Annotated in this window: 2 protein-coding genes and 2 pseudogenes; 1 reads left to right on the plus strand and 3 read right to left on the minus strand. The window is 50.1% G+C overall.

Annotated elements, in window-relative coordinates; translation table 11 throughout:
• Together GEU01_RS20385 and GEU01_RS25150 are read right to left on the minus strand one after the other, a co-directional pair.
• A pseudogene (locus GEU01_RS20385) lies at nt 1-410 on the minus strand (IS5-like element IS1031A family transposase); the annotation flags it as partial.
• Between the two features lie 362 nt (nt 411-772).
• On the minus strand, nt 773-1,762 hold the full coding sequence (locus GEU01_RS25150) for a putative nucleotide-diphospho-sugar transferase (RefSeq protein ID WP_081500043.1): 990 nt from the start codon (nt 1,760-1,762) through the stop codon (nt 773-775).
• Between the two features lie 349 nt (nt 1,763-2,111).
• Here GEU01_RS25150 and GEU01_RS25155 point away from each other — a divergent pair.
• Nucleotides 2,112-2,464, plus strand: a pseudogene (locus GEU01_RS25155) (transposase); the annotation flags it as partial.
• Between the two features lie 484 nt (nt 2,465-2,948).
• Here the strand turns inward: GEU01_RS25155 and GEU01_RS25165 are convergent.
• A partial coding sequence (locus tag GEU01_RS25165) for a Tn3 family transposase (RefSeq protein ID WP_157212909.1) occupies nt 2,949-3,314 on the minus strand: 366 nt, incomplete at its 5' end.

Here is a 3,314-nt window from a genome sequence, read left to right on the forward strand (position 1 = left end):
CCCGCGTCATAGCCCGAAAGCCCGCCGCTTTCCGTAGTTTTCACCGACTGGCTGTCAATCACGCCCGCGCTCGGGGAGGCTTCACGCCCCTCGATCTCGCGCAGGCTCATGACCAGCACCGTATTCATGACCTCGAACAGCCCAGTATCACGCCAGGCGTAGAAATAGCGCCTGACAGTCGAGACCGGCGGAAAGCATTTCGGCAGCAGGCGCCACGCGCACCCGGCCGAGGCTATGTAGAGCATCGCATTGACCACCTCGCGCATATCCGTCGTGCGAGGGCGACCGCCCCGTTTCGCAGGGGGCACAAATGGCATGATCAAAGCCCATTCCCCGTCCATCATATCCGATGGATATCGCAGTCCTTCCCGGCTATGTTCACGTCGGGCAATACCAGTCCATGTCACCATTCACTCCATCTCTTCGTAAAGACGGATGAATCACAACAGGCTGGTATTGTTCAAAAACTTTCGGATCGGGCTCTAACTGACGAGGAGCCTGGATTTTGACCGGATGGCCTGATCTGTGGCCGCCAGTTCTGCATTAGGCTATGATCAATGATTTCAGTCAGGATAGGAGAAGCTTGGATACTGGTCACCGGTACTTCGCCTTCAAGTGGATGTATCATGCGCGGCCATAAAAACCGAGAACGCTCCTTTTGAATGAATACAAAAAGAGGCACATTATTTCGTCAATCAAGTAAATTTTAATCGACTTAATTTGTGTGTTCTCACCATAAGCGGCAACGTTAAAAAAGATTTGAATCAGCCTTTTAAATATCTGCATACATATAGAAAAAATTTATTTTCAGTGGAGATGATAAATAATTTTCAGGGCAGCAATTCCCCACACATAGCATACGGGAACGCTGCCTATCGATATAGAAATCATCGAGAATACATTTAATTTTTTCGCCTTCTCCTCGAATGATAATCACATTATCTTTAATTAACATTGAAAAATCCATCTTCCCTTTTATGCACGATACTGTGAGATCAGAAGAAATTTTGATCTGACCAAGCGCGGATCTCCGATTCATTTCTCCAACGGTCCATACACGGTCAAATAGATACTGGCAGATTGTTTGGAAGGCTGCTTTGGTCCGGTCTGGCGAAGATTCAAAAAGTGGTCTGTAAACATTCAACTGTAACCATTTATGCACCATAGATGTTGCACAATTGGCATGATGCAGAACACAGTCGCCTTCTGGTAGATTACCGATAGATAGCGCCCAAAATGTTTCAGGAAAACGTCCGACCTTCAGGCCCAGTTGTTTTATGATTGTTTCATCTTCTAGCAAATCATTAACGGCTTTCTGGTCCCATATATCGTCTTTTTCAACCCGCTCATAAACAGCCTGCCAGAAATATTTGACAGCATTGTTCTTTTTAAGAGCAATAAAACCTATATTGACCTGCTGGCTGCCTCGTCCCCATTCTCGTTGAAACAGAATATCGTAGTTTTTCATAAGATATAATGTCTGTTCAATAGGGCTTCTGTAAATAGAGATATCTACATCTGAGAATATTTCAACGCGATCTGGATTTTCATTATTTACTTCACTTGCTTCTATCAGAAGTTGGACTTTCTTGAGCCAGAGATTCCGACCACCCCCCACTCCGCGTTTCCCTGGCAAGGACAACGAATGATTTACAAAGGTAACCCGTTGATCCAGACCTGAGAGAAAGCGGATAGTCAGAGGCTCTACATCGGATGTCGTGACGCAGTTTAAGCGAATATCAGCAGGCGATAATGTGTTCATGAGATTTCTCAACTTATGTATCTAAAAAAGAATGACTAAAAATATGGCAATATTCAGCAATGTACACGATTATTTTATATAATTATTTTTTTATCAAGGTGCCGTTCCGGCACTACAGTTGCATTTTATGATGAGTTTTGCCTCTATGGATCACCATGATTCGGGATTTCATGAATGGCGATACGTCAGTTGAAGCGATGCTGGAACTGTGGGCGTCCAGGCTTCGGGCAGCAAGGAAGCGGATTGTACCGCTGTTTACGCAGAAGTGTTTTGCGGGTTCTGCGTGTGCCTTCCTTTGCGCCGGGCAGGGATTGGGTATGTCCTTGGGGTCAGGGGCCATCACGGGTTCGGAGCATGGAGATGTAGCCTGCTGATCCGCCGGAACATCGCTGACGGGACCTTGCCTATTTTACGAGCTGGTGCCCGAAAGGGACAACCACGCAAAAACTTGTGAACGTTGAAGGGGCGCGCTGGAGAATTGAAGAAGGGTTCGAGGCTGCAAAAAACGAATTCGGTCTCGATCATAACGAAACCCGCTCCTGGCAGAGATGGCATCGGCGTGTTTCCCTAGTCATGCTGGCCTATGCGGCCATGGCCAGTGTCCGCTACCAGGCAAACTCTCTGAAACCGAAAAAAACACTGCACAGGACACGAAAGTCCTTGTCTGCTGGTCCATTCAGGAAATCAGGCGCCTCGTCGTAAAACTCGCCCAACGCAGGTTACCCGTCGCACATATCCTCATATGGTCCGTCTTCCGACGAACACATCAGGCCAGCACTATCCGTGCGCACTCTCACCATAAGATGCAACTGTAGTGCCAAGAAACAGCGGGTTGAGGATATCGTGGTATTGGCTGCATGTATGAACCCAGAGACTGGGCGTGTCGGTGCAGATTGGAGACGACACGTTTACGATGGATCGCGTTGTAATGTCCTGCTCCAAGATCAGCATAGGCCATGCCGTGCCTGTAAAACAGGACCGCTATTTTTCGGGCCGTGGCGGTCACGGCCTTCGCTTTCCTGACCCGGGCAGACATGCGTCTGTAAAAAGCTCCCGACGCCGTATCGCTTCGCCCGAGTGTCGTGGCGGCCTGACGCAGTAGGGCTACGACTCGGCTTGAGGACCGGCGGGTGCGCGATGCAAGAAGCCTGCTGGGGTCGGTACATAAAACGGGCACAGATATACGCTAAGGATTATCGGTGATTGTGATGGCTTGCCGGAGAGGGCGGAGTTTCCCTTCCGGGATGCCGGCGTCGGTCCAGAGGTAATCCCCGGTCAGGTTGATATGCTGCCACCTCAGCGGAGAGAGATGCTGGAGCAGATCAGGCGCAACGGATCGTCCTTGATGTTCGAGATGCCGCATTGCGGCTCCGAGATAGGTGGTGTTCCACAATACGACGGCGCTGGCGACGAGATTGAGCGCGCTCGCCCGATGTCCCTGGGCTTGCAGTCCGTGATCGCGGATCCGGCCGGTGCGATGGAAAAAGATGGCGCGCTTGAGGGCGTTCTGGGCCTCTCCCTTGTTCAACTCGCGGGTGGCGCGGCGGCGTTC

The sequence above is a fragment of the Komagataeibacter europaeus LMG 18890 genome (assembly GCF_000285295.1).
GTDB classification, from domain to species: domain Bacteria; phylum Pseudomonadota; class Alphaproteobacteria; order Acetobacterales; family Acetobacteraceae; genus Komagataeibacter; species Komagataeibacter europaeus.

What these genes read in the sequence shown, in the direction of transcription:
- GEU01_RS25150 (WP_081500043.1), bottom strand. Translation starts at nt 1,762, where the DNA reads ATGAACACATTATCGCCTGCTGATATTCGCTTAAACTGCGTCACGACA.